The organism is Aquibacillus salsiterrae (genome assembly GCF_028416595.1).
In the GTDB taxonomy this organism is placed as follows: domain Bacteria; phylum Bacillota; class Bacilli; order Bacillales; family Amphibacillaceae; genus Aquibacillus_A; species Aquibacillus_A salsiterrae.
In genome coordinates, this window is the sequence record NZ_JAMQKC010000003.1 from 318,555 (window position 1) to 341,031 (window position 22,477).

Below are 22,477 nucleotides of genomic sequence, written 5' to 3' on the forward strand. Positions count from 1 at the left end.
CCTCTTCCATCCCTTATTACTCATTAGTTAGTAGCGCTTTCCGGAGTAATTGTTGTTGGTTTTAATTGTAATAAATAATCTGCAATTTTACTTATTTCTTCTTCGCTTAAAGAGCCATTCTTTAAGTATTCAGCGTTTGTCATTTTATTGCCCTCTTTAAACTCTTCTGGATTTGAAATCCAACCCACTAATGTTTCTTTATCAAAATCTAGTACCCCAGCAATTTTTGTTCGATTACCAAAATCTGTTAAATTAGGCGCGACCGCAACAGGGCTCGATCCTAACGCATGACATGAGATACAATTATTTTGGAATAATTCTTGTCCTTCTTGTGCACTAGCAGTTTCAGGTACTGCTTCAGCATCAAAATTCTGCATGTCTGTAACCCATTGATTGTATTCCTCTTCACTAACAGCTACAATTTTGAAATCCATTAAAGAGTGCGAAGGTCCACATAATTCAGCACACTTACCCCAATATACCCCTTCTTCGTATGCTTCAATATACATGGTGTTTTCATTTTCAGGATTGGTATCCATCTTACCTGTTATTGAAGGTACCCAGAAAGAATGAAGAACATCACTAGAAACCATGTTCAAATAAATTCGTTTTCCTACAGGTATGTAGAGATCTTGGCTTGTTTGGATCTCTTCGTCTTCATAACTAAAATGCCACCAATACTGGTTACCAGTTACTTTGATGTTTAACGTATCCTCTTTTTCTGACTCATCTGCAAGATCGAATGTTGCAGATACAGTTGGAACTGCAATAATTACTAATAGTAGTATCGGAATAACAGTCCAAATAATTTCTAACGCTTTGTTCCCCTCTGTTTGTTTCGGAATGTAATCCTCTTGGCCTTTTTTTCTACGGTATTTCACTAAAACAACCGTATAAATAATCATGACGACAATAAACACAAATATCATTACAGCTAATGAAATAATTATTAGATTTAATGATACTTCTGCCCCATAACCCTTCGGTAAAAAGGCGGTCAAGTTCTCTCTTCCGCAACCTGAAAGAATAAGCGCAAGTGAGCTTAACAAAAACAGAGCACGGATTTTTCCCATCCAACCTTTCATGCAAATACCTCTCTTTCTTTAAAATCCTTCTTAATATATTGTTCAATTAGAATATTATAAATATTCTAATTTAACTAACCACAGGTAGAAATGTAAGTAATACCATCGATATAAAGAAAATAGTTAAATAAAATAACGAATACATGAACATTCCGTGGGCCCACTTCAAATCATCTTTTGAATAGAAGCCTCGAACCCCTAAAATTAACCATCCAACATTTAATAGCGTAGCAAGGATAATAAATACCTTGCCCAAAGAATATAGATAAAATGGTAATGGTAGTAAACAAGCTACATATACCACAATTTGTCTCTTGGTGATAGGAAAACCATATACTACTGGCAACATAGGTATCCCCGCTTTTCGGTAATCCTCACTCTTTTTCATTGCTAATGCTAAAAAATGTGGTGTTTGCCATATAAACATAATTAAGAAAAGGGCAATTGGAATAATATCAAGTTGAGGTTCAACTGCAGTCCACCCAATAACAGGTGGTACAGCACCCGATAAACTGCCGATTGCAGTGTTAATCGTGTACCTTCGTTTTGACCATATTGTATATAAAACAAAATACGCAAACCATCCAATTAAACCAAATATAGCTGCTTGAATTGTAGTAAGAGCTAACAAAACAACCCCGAGTATCGAAAGTAATATACCAAGTAATAAAATATAAGCAAGTGGTATGCTTCCTGTAACTGTAGGACGAGTTTTTGTCCTTTGCATTACTGGATCTATATCTCGATCATAATAATTATTTAGCACACAGGCTCCTGCAATAACTAGAGCAGTACCAATCATTGCAAACAACAATGTGACGAGATGGTCCGTAAAAGAGGCTCCCGTAAAATAAAGCGCTAACCAAAAACCAGCAAAGGCAGTCATTACATTAGAATTAATTATCCCTACCTTCAAAAGCGCTTTGAGATCCATCCACAAGGTAGTAGTATTCTCATTTTTCTCTGAATTGTGTAAAATCTGTGTTGATGTTGTTTCCACCTTGTTCATTAATAAGTTCTCCCCCTTCCAAAAACCATTGACAACCTTAGGAACTTACAAACATGCACACTTATCTTCTATCGTTTCCAATTCCGACATAAATTAATCTTTAATTATTTTGTCCATAGCTTGCAAGCCTATTGTATCACGATATTACATACCAATCTATTTTACTACTCTTTATCATATATATTGTGACGATTTCGTGAAATGTTACCCAATAACCAAATGAAAAGGGCACCATCGCCTTTACCATCAGATTGGAATAAAGGAATTATTTGACTATTTTCAGCAAATTTGGTCAAACTCTGAAATCCCCTTATTTATTTCTAGCAAACAAAGGTCGACAATGCAACCCTTTTTACACTTTTTAGTGAAAATTGTTTGTAATCATGGTAGTATATCTTGTGGCTATTGAATTATTAAATCCAATTCACACCCAAATTCTTTACGTTTTGGTTGAATGACAAATTTTGAGGTGGCAATATGAATGATTAAACTTTTAAAAAGATTATCCATAGTAGCAACAATTTCGATGATTTTAGTTTTAATTGGAGGTGCCCTCGTTACCAAAACCGGGTCTGGAATGGGATGTGGGGCAAGCTGGCCGTTATGTGAAGGGACAATTAACGCGCAATTAATTATTGAGCTAAGTCATAGAGCTGTTTCGGGTATTACCGGGCTAGTTGTCCTCTTGTTATCCGTCTTAGCTTTTAAGTATGTTGGACATATTAGAGAAGTAAAGCTTTTGTCGTTTATTTCCTTATTCTTTCTAGTATTTCAAGCGTTAATCGGGGCGGCAGCGGTCCTATGGTCACAATCCGATTTCGTTTTAGCACTTCACTTTGGAATCTCGTTAATTTCCTTTGCAGCTATATTCTTACTTACACTCTTAATTCATGAAATCGATCACAAGTTTGATGCAGAATCACTCACTATTGATAAGGGGTTACGTAAACATATATATGGATTAGCTATTTACATCTTGGTGGTCGTTTATACAGGAGCATTAGTTAGGCATGTTGATTCGAGTCTAGCTTGTGGAAGTTGGCCATTTTGCGACAACCAAAACCCATTTAGCTTTACTATGCATTTTGGCCAATGGGTTCAAATGGGACACCGAATCATTGCTGGAATTGCTTTTCTTTGGACAATTTACTTATTTTTTAGAATTCAAAATCACTATCGACATCGACGTGTGATGTATTACGGGTGGACAGTTGCACTTGCACTTATCATTGTTCAAGTGTTGTTGGGAGCATTCATCATATTTACATACGCCAATATTGTTATTGCATTACTTCACTCCTTAGCAATCACGCTTTACTTTGGTATTGTATGTTATTTTGTTTTACTTTGCTCAAGAAGTACCCTTCAAAAGCAAAAGTAACTATCTCTGAACAAGAGCGCCGAAGCCGGACATGGCTACTTTCGCTTGTTGTTAGCTGCGCTTGGATTTCTTTATACTTTTCTTTTAAAAAAGACCTTATGCGGGGCAGCATAAACTACCATCTCGGTATCTTCCTTTAAATATTAATAAAAGGGTACCAGTCCAGTTGGATTGGTACCCCTTTACATATGTAATCTTTAATTAATCGTTTTTCCACCTCGTAATTTTGCTTGGGCAACCGATATTGCACTGCCTTTCGTATCGATATCACTTTTTTTAACTGCATTTTCTTTTTCTCTAACTTTTACATGTCTAGCAATATTATTCAGAATACCGACTGATAGCAATAGAATAAATAAAGAAGAGCCACCGTAACTAACAAACGGTAAAGGGACTCCTGTTATTGGTAGAAGGCCACTTATAGCACCCAAATTGATAAATGCTTGAATACCAATCATAGATGATATCCCAATCGCAAGTAATGAACCAAAACTATCCTTACAACGGCGAGAAATATATAGTCCACGAAGCACGATAGTAGCAAGCATTCCGAGGACTAACACAACACCAAAAAATCCCAATTCTTCAGCAATCACTGCCATAATAAAATCAGTATGTGGCTCGGTTAAATACCCTAGCTTTTGAACTCCTTGACCTAACCCCTCTCCTGTTAACCCACCTGAACCGATGGCAATATACGATTGAATTAAATGATAGCCACTGTCTTCTGGGTCTAAAAAAGGCTGATAGGCACCGGTAAATCTTTCTAACCGTTCTTTTGTAACCATTTGCGTGGCTGCCAACCCAACCATAATGATACCGGTAATAATTAATAGTGATAAGTGGCGAAATTTAATGCCTGAACTAAAAATAACTGAACATGCAATAAGAAAGATAATTGCTGCTGTACCAACATCAGGCTGCAAGACGATCAATCCTAAGAGAAACATTGTTACCACTAATGGAGGTAATACACCTTTCATAAAATCAGATATGTAATCTTGTTTTTTCGAATAGACGGATGCTAAGTACAAGACGATACCGAGTTTAACCAATTCTGCAGGTTGGACTTGTATACCGCCAAAACTAAGCCAGGACTGTGCATTATTTACTTCTTTCCCTACAAACAGTACAAGGATTAACATGACAGTCATTGCAATAATAATAAATTTCATAATGTCTTGGTATCTTTGGTAAGAAAAAAAACTACAAAAAATAAATCCGATAATTCCAATTATGTACCACCTGAACTGTTGTAACAAAAAGAAATTACTTGGTACATCATAGACAACAACAGATGTGACCATACTTGCGCTATAAATCATCACTAACCCGAAAGCAGCAAGGAGTAATGGAACAAAGACAAGGGTAAAATCGAACGTTTTCCATTTTTGCTTCATATGTATACCCCTTATATCAAATTATCTTTAATCAAACAATGAAATGGTCGCGCTTAGCCAGCACGACAGGCATAAGATAAAACGTGGCAAACCTTTGCCACAGAAAGGAGACTTATGTCCTCAGGCGGGCTTGAGTATAAACTTTCTTATCTATCAAAAAAACCTTGCCAATTAGGCAAAGCTCTTTTTATTCAATACTACTAAGACTTTTGTGCAGCTTCATGAAGGACATTTAACTGTCTTTCGAGGTTTTCAAGAAGCTTTTTACCATCAGCTTCAGAAACTAAATGTAAACGCACTGCAAAATCTATCTCCCTAGATAAACCGAACATTTGTGTATCCAATACCTCTTCATACAATGGGCATTGTGGCATGGTAAGGTTATCCATCTGAACTTTAATCAACTTTAAAATTTTATCTGCATCGGCCTTTAGAAGGGCATAGGCTTTTTCTTGATCAGTAACAGCCACTTCAGGTATCAAAAAAATCCCCTCCGTTAAACTAACTTTCTTTTATTTATATTAGCGTTAATAACATAAAAATGCAAGATATCAGCGAATAATCATTTTATTTTTTTACATAGCGCTAGTATAAAAAATCACCAAAGCTGAAAACAACAGGAATCTTTGCTATGATGGTACTAGTTAGAAATAGAAGGGTGGAAACGTAATGATAGTTCAACTAGTAGGAAATCTAACTTACCCAATCACCATAGATCCAACTGTTTGGATCTTCGATGATCGTAAAATATTGTTTGATGACGCATTTCTAGATAAGGCTGATAAAGATTCTTCCATTGAAGATGAGCTAAAAAGAACGGCTGACCGATTTGCCCGAGAAACTTTTATCAAACCACCTGTAAACAGAAGTATTGATAAATTTGAACGAAGCAAGTTATTAACTAATACATACGTAATGCCGATAAAAGATTTTATAAATACAGTAGAGGTTGCCCCTAATGCAACCGTAGCTCGACTGCAGACAATTGATGATGAGCATAGAATTACAATTGACCAGTTACGTAATAGCCTTCTATTGTTTGCTAAAGACGGTAAGCCATTGAAAGAAGATGGCCCAATTCATTTGTATTTCGGAGATGGTTCCAATAAGCACAGCCCATTTAAAAACATAAAAAAAATAATCATTGAATAAGAAAAGCGCAAGGCAGATCCTGGATTTTTTCTTATTTTTCTAATAAAACGACGAAGTAGGAAGATTACTTCGTCGTTTTGTTTGTTTCGTACATGTATAAACGTAGTCAATTTACAAAAAATACGAAAAAAGCACAAATTGCTTTACTTCACCTAGCCATTTAATTAAAGGAGGCGTTTTACATGACCAAACTTTCACTAGGTACGATCCTTATGATCTCCGTTTTTCTTATTGGTTGTCAGCAAAATAGTAATTTAGCTAATCAAAGTGAAAAACGTGACCAACCAATCCAAGTTAAAAATACTGCACCGATGGAAAGAGAGGATTATTCGAACGAAGAAATCGCTCAACACTTATCTAACATTGCTAGCAAAGTACCTAATGTAAACGGGGCATATGCTGTTGTTGCAGGACCATATGCTGTTGTTGGGGTTGATTTAGACAAAGATTTTGACAGATCAAGAGTTGGTACAGTAAAGTTCTCAGTTGCCGAAGCACTCCAAGATGATCCCTATGGAAAAACAGCAATAGTAGTAGCAGATGCTGATGGAACAGAAAGAATTCGTAATATGGCTGACAAAATAAAGCAAGGACACCCGATTGAAGGTGTCGTTGACGAGTTAGCCGCAATCGTAGGAAGATACATGCCTGAAATGCCCGTAAAAGAAAACCAATCAGAAGTGCCCGATGACAATGAAGAATTGATTAATGAACGAGAGGAAAACAAGCTTGATGAAATCCAAGAAGATCAATCAAATCAACAAATGAATAAGTAATTTTATTTTCACCTCACTAGCGCATTAAACTCCAGTTAATGCGCTATTCCCTTTTTTCGCGGATTTTAACATCAGGTTTTGGTGGTCAGTGAAATAATTGGTTCAAAACAAAAAATTATTATCTTATAGAGGAAAATATGTTACGATTAGAGAAACTCTTTAATCGAGGTGAAGAGATAAATGAGAGTAAAATGTGTTTTATGTGATTCAATTGAATCAATAAATAGTAATTCACTGCAAGCGAAAAGATTACGAAATAGACGTATCCATATGTACCTTTGTCCCACATGTGACGAAAGAATAGAAGAAAAAACTAAGAAAAGACATGCAACAGGGAATTTCAAATTATACAATTTCAAGATCAAACAAGATAGTTTAATATAGAAGACAACTAGTCGCGCCTTAGCCCAGCTTAAGACCTCAGGCGGGGTAGGCGATGAAGTAGACAGCTTTTGGATTTTTTTCACTTTCTTATCTTTTAAAATAACAGGGTCTAGTTCTCGAGACAGAATGTAGACCCTGTTTTTAATTATGAATTTTGACTATTTCTTTCACGATATAATCTATACCGATATAGTCCGAGTACTGAAGCAATAACAAATAAACTTTCTGCAATAGGTAAGTTCATTCCGAATAGTAATGTAATAAAGAAAGTACCTATGATTAGAACTAGATATACAACGGCCGATTTCAAAGGTGGTAATTTTTTTGCAAATCCAAATTTAAATGCTAAAATAGTTAAAATAACAATGGTTAAGTATAGGAAGAAAAAACCTTTAATAAGAATAGTCAAATCTGCTTCGTTATTAAAGTCAATCTCGTTCCCAAGACCTTTCATAAAAAAATCTGCAACGGGCCATAAATTATCTGGCACTTGCATTACTGAATTGTTTTGCATAACTGTCTTCCCCCTAAACTACACTTCTTCATCTTTTCTATCATACTAGAAGTGTTGTAAAGGTGCTAGCATTATTATAAAATGTATTAAAATAAGAGGTGAAAATTATGCGTACTATTCAATTCTCTAAATTACTACTAGCTTGTCTCGTGATTTTTTCATTTAGTGGAGTTGGAATTGCGATTGCTTTTCGAAGTATATTTTGGATTATCGTACTTATTGCCCTAGGGTTTGGGTTAATGGGATACGGAATTTCTTTAAAAAGAAAAAGACAATCCTATTAAGTTTAAAAAGCGTAAGGGTACTAACCACGAATAGTACTCTTACGCTTTTTAGTTAAGACTATTGTTTTAGCTCTACATAATTAACAGTTATTTCATCATGTAATTCCCTATTACATGAAAAAATAGTTGAATCATGGAGAATGTCAATTGGTGCACCGTCAGCCTTTGTAGTAATTCCGCCAACTTCATCCATGATTAATACTCCTGCAGCATAATCCCAAGGAGCTAGTTGCATGGATAGATATCCGTCGGCAATGCCTTCTGCAACATATGCAAATTCCAGTGCAGCAGACCCATAGGATCTAGTTCCTCTAACCTTTTTAATTAATTGTTGAATCTTTGTTTCGTTAATCCGTGAATTTTCACATGCCCAAAAACTATTCAGTACTAGTATCGACTCCTCTAACGTTAAATTAGTATCTAGCTTCGGTAGTCGTTTATTATTTTTATAAGCTCCCTGTCCCTTTATAGAGCTGTATAATATATCCTCCATCACATTGTAAATCAAACCTATTTGCCCAATGCCCTCGTGATAAATGCCAATTGAAATAGCAAAATGTTTTTTTTGGTGAACAAAATTCATCGTTCCGTCAATCGGATCAATGATCCATACGAAACCTTCTAGCGAGGTAACGTCATCACCAAATCCCTCTTCACTTAAAATCCGATGGTCTGGATAGGTTTCTTTTATATGTTTGGTGAAAAATTGTTCTGTTTCTCTATCCATTTGCGTAACTAGATCATTAGGATTAGACTTAGTGTCTATATAAAGCGGCTCATCAATAACGTCTCGCAGATGTTTTCCAGCTTCTAATATCCAGTTTTTTGCATGATTATAAATATCTTGTCTTAATTGATCCTTCATTTCGTAACTCCTCCAATACCATTTTAGAAAAGCGTAGGCGCCTTGGTCAGACTCATGATTACGAGTAAAATAATTTTAGTATTAAAAACAAGCTATGATAAAATAGGCATGCATAAGCCTTTTCATAACAATTAGAAAGGAAGATTATCTTGGCCTTTAATGGTTTTACTCAAGAAGACTTTGACACATTTTTAATAGAAGGGTTAGACGAACGGATGGAAGCTATTCGTTCCCGGATTCAGCCAAAGTTTAAAATGATTGGTGACGAATTAGTTCAACACCTGTCATCATCATTAGGCGATGAATTGTATTTACACATTGCCAGGCACGCTAGAAGGTCTGTCAACCCACCAAAGGATACGTGGCTTGCAATCGCCGAAAACAAACGGGGATACAAAAAGCACCCGCATTTTCAAGTTGGCTTATTCGATGACCACCTCTTCATCTGGTTTGCTTTAATTTATGAATTACCAAACAAGTCTGAAATTGCACAGAGATTCATAAATGAGTTAGGAAGTCTTAAACAGCTTCCAAGTGATTTTGTATTCTCTTTAGATCATACAAAAAAAGGCTCCTTTCCTGTTACAAGCTTGGAATTTAACCATTTAGAGCGATTTCGTGATGTAAAAAAAGCTGAGTTCTTAATAGGACGTCATGTAGCTGCTACAAACAAACTGATAACAAATGGTGAAGAATTGTTAAAACATATCAAGGATACCTTTGATCACCTACTCCCATTTTACAAGCAGGCACTGAAATCAGATTAAGCACTTGCGGAGAGCATTATGCGCTCTCCTTTCCTACTGATTAGCTAACGATGATTTGAGGATACTTATGTATGCTTGACTACATTTTAATTTTATTTGAATTAGACTCTCGTGCTTTTTTGACAGTACGATAACAGGAATATCCAGATTCCTTCTCAAATTTCCCACAAATTTTTTTCTCTTCGCTCTTTGATGGTACGATTTGCTTAAAGCGAGTATAAGAAATCAGGATATCATCCGCCTTTACCCCGTCCTCATAGGCCTTTTCTATCATAGAAAAGAAATTAACTACGTCAATTATCTCCTGTTTGGACCAAGATTCATCAATTGGATAACTATAGTTCATCAATTTTCCTCCCATACATAGAGTGGCTTATTTCAACGAATATTAACCACCTAATCCATCATAATTATTTCCAAAAACCAACCCTATTAAATAGCTTATCATGAAAGTGGCATTTTTGGCTAAAACTAGCTATTAGCCGCAGTATTTGCTATAATTTTGTTTTCAAGAATTATTGAAGAGGTGTTACAATGATGTATTCACAATATGACACGCCATTATTTACTGGATTACTCGATCACGCAAAAAAAAATCCAACCCAATTTCATATTCCTGGACATAAAAAAGGTACAGGAATGGATCCTACCTTCCGTCAGTTTATCGGTGAAAATGCCCTGTCTATCGATTTAATTAATATACAACCGCTAGATGATCTACATCACCCACACGGAATGATCAAACAAGCACAAGATTTAGCTGCACAAGCGTTTCATGCTGACCACACGTTCTTTTCAGTCCAAGGAACGAGTGGAGCAATCATGACTATGGTACTTAGTGTTTGTGGACCCGGTGACAAGATAATTGTTCCTAGAAATATTCACAAATCGGTAACTACCGCTATTATTTTTTCTGGTGCAACACCTATATTCATTCATCCGGAAATTGACAAAAAATTAGGTATATCACACGGAATTACGCCAGATGCTGTCCAAAATGCACTTCAAGCACATCCAGATGCAAAAGCTGTTCTCGTTATCAATCCTACTTACTTTGGTGTGGCAGCTGATTTAAAAAAAATAGTAGAAATTGCACATGACCATGGTGCTCCAGTTCTTGTCGATGAAGCTCATGGGGTACATATTCATTTCCATGATGAATTACCTATGTCAGCCATGCAAGCGGGTGCTGACATTGCAGCAACTAGTGTTCACAAGCTAGGTGGGTCAATGACCCAAAGCTCTATCTTAAATCTAAAAGAAGGTCTCGTCTCACACGAACGTGTTCAGAGTGTACTTTCCATGCTAACGACGACATCAACATCCTATATTTTGCTCGCATCACTTGATACAGCGAGAAAACAGTTAGCAATTCATGGGAAAGAGTTAATCGACAAAACAATTCAACTTGCAAAAGCAACTAGAGAACAAATTAACCTTATTCCTAACTTATACTGTCCTGGTGAAGAAATACTTGGAAGTCAATCTACCTTTCATTACGATCCAACCAAATTAATTATTTCGGTAAAAGATCTGGGTATAACTGGCTACGACGTTGAAATGTGGTTACGGAAACACTATAACATTGAAGTAGAGTTGTCAGACCTATATAATATTTTATGTATTATTACTCCAGGAGATTCGAAAAAACAGACGGATTTACTCATTGAAGCACTTCAAAAATTAGCTAGTGACAAGGAATATACTGCTGTTCAAAGAGAAATTCACGTACAAATCCCTGATATACCAGTATTGGCTCTATCTCCGCGCGATGCTTTTTATGCTGAAACAGAAACAGTTAAATTAGAAGATGCCGCCGGTCGAATTAGCGCAGAATCTATTATGGTATATCCTCCAGGGATCCCGATCTTTATACCAGGGGAAATTATTACTTTTGACAATATTGAATACATCAAGCAAAACCTTGATGCAGGGTTGCCTGTCCAAGGATTAGAGGATGAGTCATTGAAAAACATCTACGTGATTAAGGAGCATCACCCATTTAGATAACCACTTAGCTATGTTTAAAACCTAAAAAGGCGATTACGGGTCATACCGTAATTGCCTTTTTAGAAATAAGATAGTATTAAAAGATCAAGAGTTGTCTAGCTCCGGGCGCCTATCCTGCCTGAGGTCTTAAGCTTGAACAGCGCGACTTGCACTTTTCTTAAGGAGTTTTTATTAGAGCTGGGTCAACCATCGTATATCCCTTGTCTCTTAATCCCTTAACAATTTTATCAAGCGCCTTTGCAGTCCACTCCCGGTCGTGCATCAATAAATTGGAGCCGTTGCCGAGAAGTTCTGTATTGATCATGATATCAGCTATTGCCTCTTCTGATTGATAATCCTTTTCCCAATCATATCCAAATGACCAGTTCATCAACAGCATATTTTCTTCTGCGGCAAGTTTAGTGGAGAACTCGGTGTTTTGTCCAAATGGTGCTCTAAAAAACTTTGGTCTTTCACCAGTTACCTCTTCTACTATATCATTTAGTTTGACAATTTCTTCCCTTTGTTGCTGTTCCGATAAATCCGGTAATGATTGGTGATTTATCGTGTGGTTTCCAATCGGAAAACCCATGTCATATATTTGTTTTAATACTTCTTTTTTTTCTTCAGTATTGAGAAAATGTCCATTGACAAAAAAGATTGCTTTTGCGTTAAGCTCTTTCAACGTTGTTGCCATTTGTAATGCATATTTATCAGGTGCATCGTCAATAGTTAGTAACACAACTTGTTCAGGTGCATCATCAATTGGTTTAACACTCCAGTAGTCTGTTAACTGATACTTAGGCTCTATTATTTCAGCTTCCTCTGGCTCATCAACTTCATTTGGCTCGTCTTCGTTTTTATCTACAGTTGTCTCTTCTTTCTCTTCCGCCTTGTCAGCTGAATCGTCTCTTTTCTTTTCTACATTCTCTAATTTTTGTTCTTGGTCATTACTTAGTTGTTGTGAAGTAGTTTCTCCCTTCTCTTCCACACCCTTAGACACACTCTGTCCACAACCAACGAGTAGTACAAGGATAGCTATTAATAAATAGTGCCATTTACTTTTCAATTTTATCCCACCCTCGTTTGTTTTATTTTATTATAAATGAAAAAGTCCTTTTCCGGAGCATAAATAATTAACTTAGGACAACTTTTCCCTTAATTTATTTTATTAAGAGAAGTAAAGACAATATGCCTGGAATTATAAAAATGGGTAACTCGTAGGAGTTCATTTCCCAGAGGTGCAGACCTCAGGTGGGCTAGGTGCCCGGAGCAAAGACAGCTCTTGGATTTTTTTAAACTAAAAAGACCAGTGCTCTATCATTTCAGAGCACTGGTCTTTTATTTAATCTATAATCTTTCTTTATTTAATAATATGAATCGGTGAACCAATTGCTACTTCAGCAGCTTCCATTACAATCTCACCAAGGGTTGGGTGTGCATGGATGGTAAGTGCCAAATCTTCAGCTGTCATTCCTGCTTCAATAGCTAAACCAAGTTCAGCAACCATATCACTTGCACCAGGTCCAGCAATTTGTGCACCAATTAATAAGCCGTCTTCTTTTCGAGTAACAAGTTTTAAGAAACCATCACTATTATTTAATGATAGTGCACGACCATTTGCCGCAAATGGGAATTTTGCAGAAGAAACTTCAAATCCTTGCTCTTTTGCTTCTGCTTCAGTATATCCAACCGATGCTAATTCCGGTTCAGAGAAGACAACAGCTGGAATTGCAAGGTAATCTATTTCTGCATTTTCCCCTGCGATTGCTTCTGCAGCAACCTTTCCTTCATACGATGCCTTGTGTGCTAGTGGAGGTCCAGCAACAATATCTCCAATTGCAAAAATATTTTCCAAGTTGGTACGACATTGCTTATCAATTTTGATTAGTCCTCTATCATCCAGTTCAATACCTACCTGCTCGAGTCCAATCTCTTTTGTATTAGGACGACGACCAACAGTAACGAGGACATAATTAGCATCAATCGTTTCTTCTTTACCTTTTACTTCATAAGTAACCTTAACACCATCTTTTGTTTCTTCTACACCTTTAGCCATAGCTTCTGTTACAACCTCGACACCTTTTTTCTTCAGGTTACGTTTGACAAGCGAAGTCATTTGCTTTTCAAATCCACTAATAATATCACTTGCACCTTCTAAAATTGTAACTTTTGTTCCGAAGTTTGCATATGCAGTGCCTAATTCTGTTCCAACATATCCGCCACCAATAACAACCATTTTCTCAGGAATTTCTTTTAAATTCAACGCTCCTGTTGAATCTAATACACGCTCTGAGTATTTAAAAGTAGGTAGCTCGATTGGTGTTGAGCCTGTTGCGATAATACAGTTTTTAAATGTGTAAGTTTGAGAGCTCTTATCATCCATAACTCTTACTGTATTCTTGTCAACGAAATAAACTTCTCCCTTAACGATGTCCACTTTATTTCCTTTCAATAGGCCTTCAACACCAGAAGTAAGCTTATTTACAACACTTGCCTTCCACTCTTGCACCTTGCTAAAATCAACACTTACGTTCTCAGCTTTAATCCCCATGTCATCAGAACCATGAGCGTATTCATAACGGTGACCAGCTTGGATTAATGCCTTTGATGGAATACAACCGACATTCAAACAAACTCCTCCAAGTGCACCTTTATCAACAATTGTTACCTTTTGTCCAGTTTGTGCAGCACGAATTGCAGCAACATATCCCCCTGGACCAGCACCAACAACTAGAGTATCTAATTCAATCGGAAAATCTCCTACTACCATAACCTTACGCCTCCATCATGATTAATTGTGGATCGTTCAACAATCTCTTAATTTGATTTAAAGCTAATTGTGCTGTAGCACCATCAACGATACGGTGGTCGAAGCTTAATGACAATGATAATACTGGAGCTACGACAATTTCACCGTCGCGAACGACAGGTTTCTCACCAATGCGTCCAATTCCTAAGATTGCTGCCTCTGGGTAGTTAATTACTGGTGTAAACCACTGGCCACCTGCAGATCCGATATTCGAAATTGTACATGAAGCACCTTTCATTTCATCAGGGGCAAGTTTTCCTTCTCTAGCTTTAACAGCTAACTCATTAATTTCTTTTGATATAGCAAAGATTGACTTGGCATCAGCGTTTTTGACCACTGGGACTAAAAGACCCTTTTCTGTGTCAGCAGCAATACCAATGTTGTAATAGTGTTTTTGAACTATTTCATCTGTTGCATCATCTATGGAAGCATTTAAAATTGGGTATTTTCTCAAGGCTGAAACTAATGCCTTAACAACGTATGGTAAATAAGTTAATTTAACATCTTGTTCTGCTGCAACAGCTTTAAATTTCTTACGATGTGCAACAAGTTCAGTTACGTCAATATCGTCATGCAATGTTACGTGTGGAGCCTTTGTCTTAGAGTTTACCATTGCCTTGGCAATAGCTTTACGGATTCCACTCATTTTTTCACGTGTTTCTGGATATTGACCTGTTGGAACTGCTTGTGTTGAAGCCGTTGCTTTAGGAGCAGCTTCTTCTGTTTGAGCAGTTTCTTCTGTTTTGGCAGAAGCAGGTTGACCACCATTTAAGTATTGATCAATATCTTGTTTAAGAATCCGACCATTTTTTCCGGTTCCCTGTACGTTTTGGATATTAACATTGTTATCCCTCGCGTATTTTCTTACAGATGGCATAGCAATTACAATTTTGTTAGGTTCTGCAGGACTTTCATCTGTTGTCACAGGAGCAGTATTTTCCTCTGTTTCAGATTTTTCTTCCTTCGCTTCCTCTGCTTTAGGTTCACTTGCCCCTTGGTCTTCGTAACCTTCTGCATCGATCGAAATAATTGTTTGACCTACTGTAGCAACAGAGCCTTCATCAAAATGAATTTCTTTTACAGTTCCTTCTACTGGAGAAGGGATTTCAACAACAGCTTTGTCATTTTGCACTTCACAAAGGACGTCATCTTCTTTGATCTCGTCACCTGGCTTTACAAACCATTTAACGATTTCACCTTCATGAATGCCCTCACCAATGTCTGGTAGTTTAAATTCAAATGCCATTTCTGTTACCTCCCGTCTTATGTTCTGTTAAAAATTGATTACTTTATTTACTTTCTCAATGATGTCGTTGTAGTTTGGTAACCAAACTTCCTCTGCTTGTGTAAATGCATAAACGGTATCAGGCGCTGCAACAGTTAATATAGGTGCCTCTAAATGTAGAATTGCACGTTCTTGGATTTGGGATACAATATAAGATGCCATCCCCGCTTGACGTTGTGCTTCTTGGACGACGACAACACGGTTTGTTTTTTCCACTGATTTTAAAATTGTTTCTAAATCAATCGGCATTACTGTTCGCAAGTCAATGACTTCAGCTTGGATACCATCTTTCTCTAATTCCTCTGCTGCTTTTAAGCATGAGTGAACCATTGCACCATATGCGACAAGCGTTACATCACTTCCTTCACGCTTCACATCTGCCTTACCTAATTCAATCGTATACTCTTCTTCTGGTACTTCCCCTCGGAAAGAACGATATAGCTTCATATGCTCTAAGAAAACAACAGGGTCGTTATCGCGAATAGACGAAATCAAAAGCCCTTTTGCATCATAAGGGGTAGAAGGAATAACAACTTTTAACCCGGGTTGTTGAGCAACTAAGCCTTCCAAAGAGTCCGCATGTAATTCTGGTGTATGTACCCCACCACCAAACGGAGAACGGAAAGTTACTGGCGCATGTTGCGTTCCACCAGAACGATATCTAATTCGAGCAATTTGACCATTGATAGCATCCATTACTTCATATACGAAGCCAAAAAATTGGATCTCTGGTACAGGGCGAAACCCTTGCATGGATAAACCAAACGCAAGACCACCAATACCGGACTCAGCTAAAGGTGTATCAAATACTCTGTCTTCACCGAATTCTGCTTGTAAGCCTTCCGTAGCACGGAAAACTCCACCATTTTGACCAACATCTTCCCCAAAAACCAAGACGTTTTCATCATTTTTCAATTCTGTGCGCAAAGCATCAGTAATTGCTTGAATCATTGTCATTTGAGCCATGATTTACTTCGACTCCTTTGCTTCATATTCTTCCAATTGTTCTTGTAAGTGAGCTGGAAGTTCTTCGTACATATTTTTAATTAAATCACTTACTTTTTGTTTCGGTTGCTCATCAGCTTTTTTAATAGCAGCCTTTATTTCCTCTTTTGCCTTTTCGATTACTTTATTTTCTTCGTCCTCAGACCATAATCCCTTTCCTTCAAGGTACTTACGGAAACGAACAAGTGGATCTTTTTTCTCCCACTCATTGTCTAATTCATCGGTACGGTAACGAGTTGGGTCATCACCAGCCATCGTGTGTGGGCCATAACGATAAGTAAGTGTCTCAATTAACGTAGGACCTTCCCCATTAACAGCGCGTTCACGTGCTTGCTTTGTTGCAGCATAGACTGCAAGTACATCCATTCCATCTACTTGAATACCTTCGATACCTGCTGCAACAGCTTTTTGTGCTAGTGTTTTAGCTGCTGTTTGCTTTTCAACTGGTACAGAAATGGCAAAGCGGTTATTTTGTACGACAAAAATCGCCGGAGCCTTATAAGCACCCGCAAAGTTCATTCCTTCATAGAAGTCACCTTGTGAAGTACCACCGTCTCCTGTATATGTGATAGCTACAGATTTACTTCCACGTTTTTTCATCCCTAAAGCTACACCAGCAGTTTGAATGTATTGTGCCCCAATTATGATTTGCGGACTTAAAGCATTAACACCTTCTGGCATTTGATTTCCATGAAAATGCCCGCGTGAGAACAAGAATGCTTGGTATAATGGTAAACCATGCCAAATTAATTGAGGTACATCACGGTATCCAGGTAAGATAAAATCTTCCTTTTCAAGAGCAAATTGTGTTCCTAATTGTGAAGCCTCTTGACCTGCAGTTGGCGCATAGAAACCTAAACGACCTTGGCGGTTCAGAGCGATAGAACGTTGGTCTAGGATACGAGTGTAAACCATTCGTTGCATTAATTCTTTTAATTCTTCATCTGACAAATTAGGCATCGCTTCTTCATTTACCACTTTGCCTTCTTCATTCAGAATTTGAAACGTTTCAAACTGATTTTCGATGTTCTCAAGCTTACGTTCCAAGTGGATCACCTCTTCCTTTCGATTCCTTTTAATTTAATTCACGGTTTATGAAACACCGAAAGTGCTCTATTTAAACCATGTAGTATAAGATTGCTAACTTGCATCTTACCAAATCATCCTGGAAATGAAACTACTTGTAGAAATAATGAAAAAAGATGAAAATATTCCTAAACTCAAAGTAGATACCTCTTCATTTCATTTACAAAGCGATGCACCAATCAATATACTTACGATACCCCTAACAATTATTTTTTAATCTCCCATCATTCAATAGATAAATTAAAAACTGTTACATATTGATAAATAAAAATGACTGGTACAATTTTTATTCATTTATTAGTTTAGCTCATTCATTTCGACTGGTCAAACACTTTGATAGCATTTTTAAAACATTTTGTTGTGAAATATTGAAAAAATTCACAAGTTTTTCCCTCTTCCAATTGCATCTGTTTCATAACAAAGTAAACACTGTACTAATCCCTGTTTTCTACATACATTTTGCTTGATATGACCGTTATACTTAGGATAACAGATTGCACTGAACTACTAATAAACCTCAAGAGGGCTAGGGAATGAAGTGACGCGGCTGTCGCTGGATGTTATCCACGCTTGAATCTTTTACACTTTCTGATCTTCATAAAAAATAATCACTTAGTTAGATTATCTCTAACCAAGCGATTATATGAAGAAACACTATTCCATTTATTAAATGTACAACAACAATTAATCATTTTTTAATTTTTCGTTACTCACTATAATTGACATTAATCTCAGCTAGATCATAAAACTCTTTTTTTAGCTGATTATATGTTTCTGTTTTTTCATTAAATTGGTTATTTGCTGCAATCACCTTATCATATGTCTTGTTGACTTTGTCAATTTGAGCACGAAGCGATTCTTCTTGTAAGTCTTCTTGCTCTAACATTTGATAAAGTTCCTTATCCATATCTAAAGATTTTAAATATGTGTCGTTTAAGGACTCATACGCTTGGTATCTTTCATCCATTACTTGAGTAAGCTCTTTAGCTTTTGCCTTCAATTCATCTTCTTTTATCTCTTCTACCATCGGTTTTACAAGATCAAATTCTTCTTTCGCATCACTAATACTTTGCTTTTCTTTTTCTAGTATTTCTTTACGCTCTTCAATATTGGTTAATGCTTGTTCGGTTAAGTCCTTGACTTTGTCCATTTCTTCCATTCCGAGAGTTATAATCTCGTCATACAACTTTTTCTCTTCTTCCTCCAATTGTGCAAGAGGGGCTTGTTGGTTTGCAAACGTTTCTTCCAAAGTAACTGCCTCTTCCATATGCTCGTACATTTTTTCGGCAGTAGATGTTCCATTACAAGCTACTAACAGCAACAACGTTAAAGCTAATAAGATGAATTTTGTTCTACCTTGCACTACTATTTCCTCCTCGATGATTGCATGTCGATATTGTTGACTTGCATTTTGGATAAGTATAACATATCATATATTTTTACTATGTATTGTATGATATAAATTAGTCAAACATGCTACTGAAACGACGATATTGTATCCATTTTAACCACTCATGTGATACACTATTAATCAGCAAAAAGGCTAGTGGCAGAAGGAGCTGATAACATGATTACAATGGACGATATTGTCCGAGAAGAAAACCCCATTCTTTATCAAGTTGCAAAAGAAGTAACACTTCCGGCAAGTCAAGAAGACATAGATACTTTGCAAGACATGCTAATGTATTTAAAAAATAGCCAAGATGAAGAAATTGCAACAAAATATGGACTAAGACCGGGTGTAGGATTAGCTGCACCTCAAATTGGATTGTCAAAAAGAATGATTGCTGTCCATTTTGATGATTTTGACGAAAAAAGTTATAGTTACGGTTTATTCAATCCAAAAATTATAAGTCATTCTGTAGAAAAGGCTTACCTTTCCACTGGGGAAGGCTGTTTATCTGTTGATCGTGAAGTGCCCGGCTATGTCCCAAGGTATGCACGTATAACTGTTAAAGCAACAGATATCGATGAAAACGAAATAAAACTACGGCTTAGAGGATTTGCAGCAATTGTATTCCAACATGAAATTGATCACTTAAATGGTGTTATGTTTTTTGACCATATCGATAAAGACGACCCCTTTAAGATTCCAGAGGACGCAAAACCTGTTGACAGATAAAAGAGTGTGACAAAACTCTTCGATGACATCTTCTTCCATATCAAACTACTATATAAAAAAAGCTTAGTCATAACCAACTAAGCTTTTTTTGTTGGCCGCTTTCCAAAGGAATGTTCCTACCTGCGCAGTTGTCATCTAATGTGCGATAAAAGCAACAAACGTTACGAAAACAGCAATGTGTTTAACTCTATAAAGCTGGGGTTACTAGTGCATATTTTTAGCAGTTTTTGTGAAAAATAGACCTACCAACATCGGCTTTTTCAGTTTTCCTTAGTAATTTTTAACAAATATTTTTACGTTTCTATTTCAAAAATAGCTAATTCATACTATACTAAAGTTAAGAGGGATTGGATCGGTATACGTTTTTGCTTTTCTTTTTTTATAGTATAAAGAAAGGAGCTGTAAGAAATAATGTTAAAACGACTAAAAGAAAAGCTTAAGAAACGGTGGAAAGAATTGTTAAGACGTCAACGGGTTCCAAATGCATACAAAAATGAAAGTCGTTAATAACTGATAAACTAAAACCAAACTACTACTTTAAATCGAGATGCTAACTCACTATTTAGATGAACCAACTAAGGAGAGATTTACATGATATACAAAGTACTCTATCAGGAGCTTCCCGATGAAGTTCCTGTGCGTGAACGTACGAAAAGCTTGTACGTTGAAGCAGAATCAGAAAGACAAGTGCGTAAACTACTCTCCGATCGCAAATTAAACATTGAACACATCCAGTCGCTAGATGAAACTCATTTAGAATACGAGAAACAATCTGAAGATTTTGTTGTGGAGAAAGCATAACAGATGAAGTTTGTAAAAAATGACCAAACTGCTGTTTTTGCGCTAGGCGGATTAGGAGAAATTGGGAAAAATACTTATGCAGTACAATTTCAAGATGAAATTATTTTAATTGATGCTGGAATAAAATTTCCTGAGGACGAACTTTTAGGTATTGATTATGTCATTCCTGATTATACCTACCTGGTGCAAAATCAAGATAAAATAAAAGGATTATTTATTACACATGGGCACGAAGATCATATTGGAGGTATTCCTTACCTTTTAAGAGAGATCAACATCCCAATCTATGCTGGAAAACTTGCGATCGGACTAATAAAAAATAAATTGGATGAACACGGTCTTTTACGGAGCGCGAAACTTAATACTTTTCAGGAAGATGATATTATCAAGTTCCGAAAGACATCTGTAACCTTTTTTAGAACAACCCATAGCATCCCTGATTCATACGGAATCGTTGTCAAAACACCGCCAGGAAACATTGTCCATACTGGTGATTTCAAATTTGATTTCACACCAGTTGGCGAACCTGCTAACTTAGCAAAAATGGCTGAAATAGGTAAAGAAGGGGTTCTTTGTTTATTATCAGACAGTACAAATAGCGAAGTTCCTGGATTTACTATGTCCGAACGAGTAGTTGGAGAAAGTATTAACGATATATTTAATAGAATATCAGGTCGACTCATTTTTGCTACATTTGCTTCAAATATCCATCGGCTCCAGCAAGTAGTTGAAGCTGCAGTTCGACACAATCGGAAGGTTGCTGTATTCGGAAGAAGTATGGAAGCAGCAATAAATATCGGATTAGAATTAGGATATATTCGGGCACCTAAAGACACTTTCATTGACGCTCAACAAATAAACCGATTACCAGCGCAAGAGGTTACCATTCTATGTACCGGATCACAAGGAGAGCCAATGGCGGCTCTATCTAGAGTTGCAAATGGTACTCATAGACAAATTCAAATTATCCCTGGTGACACGGTTGTATTTTCATCGTCTCCAATCCCTGGAAACACCGTCAGTGTTAGTAAGACAATCAATATGCTCTATCGTGCAGGTGCAGACGTTATTCATGGTCCACTAAACGATATCCACACGTCTGGACATGGTGGACAACAAGAACAAAAACTAATGTTACGCCTAATAAAACCAAAGTACTTCATGCCAATTCATGGAGAATACCGTATGTTAAAAGAACATACGAAATTGGCGCAATTGTGCGATATAGACCCTAGCAACTGTTTTATTATGGATAACGGCGATGTACTTGCACTAGGAAAGGATAACGCAGCTATTGCTGGTAAAATACCATCTGGATCTATTTATGTTGACGGAAGTGGCATAGGAGATATCGGCAATATCGTTTTAAGAGATAGACGTATTCTGTCTGAAGAAGGTCTAGTTATCGTTGTTGTTAGTATTAATATGAAGGAATTTAAAATTGCTTCTGGTCCTGATATCATCTCTCGTGGTTTTGTTTACATGAGAGAATCTGAGGATTTAATTAATGAAGCGCAAAAAATAGTTTCTTCACACTTACAAAAAGTGATGGAAAGACGGACAACACAATGGTCTGAAATAAAAAATGAAATAACTGATACAATAGCGCCATTCTTGTACGAAAAAACAAAACGTAAACCAATGGTACTTCCAATTATTATGGAAGTGTAAGAAAAACTGATAGTTAGACAGCTCTTGAATGTTTAAAGTCCTTATCCTTCTAAAAAAACCCCCGACCCTGATTAGTGATTAGGTCGGGG

The 22,477-nt window shown here is 36.7% G+C and carries 23 protein-coding genes; 10 read left to right on the top strand and 13 right to left on the bottom strand.

The genetic code is table 11. The features are described from left to right. Window positions 1–23 precede the first annotated feature (23 nt). Together coxB and cyoE are read right to left on the bottom strand one after the other, a co-directional pair. Entirely contained in the window at window positions 24–1,085 is a 1,062-nt protein-coding gene (gene coxB / locus NC799_RS06235; protein ID WP_272445517.1) for a cytochrome c oxidase subunit II, read from the bottom strand. A 70-nt stretch (window positions 1,086–1,155) separates the two neighbouring features. Next, on the bottom strand, window positions 1,156–2,094 hold the full coding sequence (cyoE, locus tag NC799_RS06240; protein WP_272445518.1) for a heme o synthase: 939 nt from the start codon (window positions 2,092–2,094) through the stop codon (window positions 1,156–1,158). Window positions 2,095–2,575: 481 nt separating this feature from the next. On the opposite strand from cyoE, the gene NC799_RS06245 reads away from it, so the two are divergent. Then, entirely contained in the window at window positions 2,576–3,475 is a 900-nt protein-coding gene (locus tag NC799_RS06245; RefSeq protein ID WP_272445519.1) for a COX15/CtaA family protein, read from the top strand. 197 nt (window positions 3,476–3,672) lie between these two features. Here the strand turns inward: NC799_RS06245 and ftsW are convergent, their stop codons facing one another. Both ftsW and NC799_RS06255 read right to left on the bottom strand, forming a co-directional pair. Beyond that, complete coding sequence (gene ftsW / locus NC799_RS06250) at window positions 3,673–4,875, bottom strand: putative lipid II flippase FtsW (protein ID WP_272445520.1); 1,203 nt, start codon at window positions 4,873–4,875, stop codon at window positions 3,673–3,675. Between the two features lie 200 nt (window positions 4,876–5,075). Next, the gene (locus NC799_RS06255) at window positions 5,076–5,357 is read right to left on the bottom strand and encodes an Fpa/YlaN family protein (protein WP_272445521.1); all 282 of its coding nucleotides are present in this window, start codon (window positions 5,355–5,357) and stop codon (window positions 5,076–5,078) included. A gap of 187 nt (window positions 5,358–5,544) precedes the next feature. Between NC799_RS06255 and NC799_RS06260 the strand changes: the two genes are divergently transcribed. The 3 genes from NC799_RS06260 (at window position 5,545) to NC799_RS06270 (ending at window position 7,187) form a co-directional block, all read left to right on the top strand. Then, window positions 5,545–6,027, top strand: a complete 483-nt coding sequence (locus NC799_RS06260) for a ubiquitin family protein (protein WP_272445522.1) — start codon at window positions 5,545–5,547, stop codon at window positions 6,025–6,027. Window positions 6,028–6,209: 182 nt separating this feature from the next. Beyond that, window positions 6,210–6,803, top strand: coding sequence for a YhcN/YlaJ family sporulation lipoprotein (locus NC799_RS06265; RefSeq protein ID WP_272445523.1), 594 nt, complete (start codon window positions 6,210–6,212; stop codon window positions 6,801–6,803). 180 nt (window positions 6,804–6,983) lie between these two features. Then, window positions 6,984–7,187 (top strand): YlaI family protein, encoded by a 204-nt coding sequence (locus NC799_RS06270; RefSeq protein ID WP_272445524.1) that lies wholly within the window; start codon window positions 6,984–6,986, stop codon window positions 7,185–7,187. 145 nt (window positions 7,188–7,332) lie between these two features. Here NC799_RS06270 and NC799_RS06275 read toward each other — a convergent pair whose 3' ends face one another. Continuing rightward, complete coding sequence (locus NC799_RS06275; RefSeq protein WP_272445525.1) at window positions 7,333–7,701, bottom strand: YlaH-like family protein; 369 nt, start codon at window positions 7,699–7,701, stop codon at window positions 7,333–7,335. A gap of 107 nt (window positions 7,702–7,808) precedes the next feature. Between NC799_RS06275 and NC799_RS06280 the strand changes: the two genes are divergently transcribed. Beyond that, window positions 7,809–7,985, top strand: coding sequence for a DUF5325 family protein (locus tag NC799_RS06280; RefSeq protein WP_272445526.1), 177 nt, complete (start codon window positions 7,809–7,811; stop codon window positions 7,983–7,985). 58 nt (window positions 7,986–8,043) lie between these two features. Here NC799_RS06280 and NC799_RS06285 read toward each other — a convergent pair whose 3' ends face one another. Continuing rightward, on the bottom strand, window positions 8,044–8,850 hold the full coding sequence (locus NC799_RS06285) for an inositol monophosphatase family protein (RefSeq protein WP_272445527.1): 807 nt from the start codon (window positions 8,848–8,850) through the stop codon (window positions 8,044–8,046). A gap of 149 nt (window positions 8,851–8,999) precedes the next feature. Between NC799_RS06285 and NC799_RS06290 the strand changes: the two genes are divergently transcribed. Then, window positions 9,000–9,617, top strand: a complete 618-nt coding sequence (locus tag NC799_RS06290; RefSeq protein ID WP_272445528.1) for a YktB family protein — start codon at window positions 9,000–9,002, stop codon at window positions 9,615–9,617. Between the two features lie 79 nt (window positions 9,618–9,696). Here the strand turns inward: NC799_RS06290 and NC799_RS06295 are convergent, their stop codons facing one another. Next, window positions 9,697–9,963 (bottom strand): UPF0223 family protein, encoded by a 267-nt coding sequence (locus NC799_RS06295; RefSeq protein WP_272445529.1) that lies wholly within the window; start codon window positions 9,961–9,963, stop codon window positions 9,697–9,699. Window positions 9,964–10,154: 191 nt separating this feature from the next. On the opposite strand from NC799_RS06295, the gene NC799_RS06300 reads away from it, so the two are divergent. After that, entirely contained in the window at window positions 10,155–11,627 is a 1,473-nt protein-coding gene (locus tag NC799_RS06300) for an aminotransferase class I/II-fold pyridoxal phosphate-dependent enzyme (RefSeq protein WP_272445600.1), read from the top strand. Window positions 11,628–11,784: 157 nt separating this feature from the next. Here NC799_RS06300 and NC799_RS06305 read toward each other — a convergent pair whose 3' ends face one another. From NC799_RS06305 to NC799_RS06330, 6 genes are all read right to left on the bottom strand, one after another. Further along, complete coding sequence (locus tag NC799_RS06305) at window positions 11,785–12,675, bottom strand: polysaccharide deacetylase family protein (RefSeq protein ID WP_272445530.1); 891 nt, start codon at window positions 12,673–12,675, stop codon at window positions 11,785–11,787. A gap of 294 nt (window positions 12,676–12,969) precedes the next feature. Further along, window positions 12,970–14,379: a dihydrolipoyl dehydrogenase gene (lpdA, locus tag NC799_RS06310; protein WP_272445531.1), complete on the bottom strand. Its 1,410-nt coding sequence runs from the start codon at window positions 14,377–14,379 to the stop codon at window positions 12,970–12,972. Between the two features lie 4 nt (window positions 14,380–14,383). Next, window positions 14,384–15,664 (bottom strand): dihydrolipoamide acetyltransferase family protein, encoded by a 1,281-nt coding sequence (locus NC799_RS06315; protein ID WP_272445532.1) that lies wholly within the window; start codon window positions 15,662–15,664, stop codon window positions 14,384–14,386. Window positions 15,665–15,691: 27 nt separating this feature from the next. Continuing rightward, a complete protein-coding gene (locus tag NC799_RS06320) occupies window positions 15,692–16,669 on the bottom strand; it encodes an alpha-ketoacid dehydrogenase subunit beta (protein ID WP_272445533.1) in 978 nt (325 codons plus the stop codon). Between the two features lie 3 nt (window positions 16,670–16,672). Then, entirely contained in the window at window positions 16,673–17,755 is a 1,083-nt protein-coding gene (gene pdhA, locus NC799_RS06325; RefSeq protein WP_272445534.1) for a pyruvate dehydrogenase (acetyl-transferring) E1 component subunit alpha, read from the bottom strand. Between the two features lie 745 nt (window positions 17,756–18,500). Further along, on the bottom strand, window positions 18,501–19,157 hold the full coding sequence (locus NC799_RS06330) for a YkyA family protein (RefSeq protein WP_272445535.1): 657 nt from the start codon (window positions 19,155–19,157) through the stop codon (window positions 18,501–18,503). Window positions 19,158–19,361: 204 nt separating this feature from the next. Here NC799_RS06330 and def point away from each other — a divergent pair, with 204 nt between their 5' ends. From def to rnjA, 3 genes are all read left to right on the top strand, one after another. After that, the gene (gene def, locus NC799_RS06335) at window positions 19,362–19,916 is read left to right on the top strand and encodes a peptide deformylase (protein WP_272445536.1); all 555 of its coding nucleotides are present in this window, start codon (window positions 19,362–19,364) and stop codon (window positions 19,914–19,916) included. Window positions 19,917–20,507: 591 nt separating this feature from the next. Next, window positions 20,508–20,717 (top strand): DNA-dependent RNA polymerase subunit epsilon, encoded by a 210-nt coding sequence (locus NC799_RS06340; protein ID WP_272445537.1) that lies wholly within the window; start codon window positions 20,508–20,510, stop codon window positions 20,715–20,717. 3 nt (window positions 20,718–20,720) lie between these two features. Then, entirely contained in the window at window positions 20,721–22,388 is a 1,668-nt protein-coding gene (rnjA, locus tag NC799_RS06345; RefSeq protein ID WP_272445538.1) for a ribonuclease J1, read from the top strand. Window positions 22,389–22,477 lie beyond the last annotated feature (89 nt).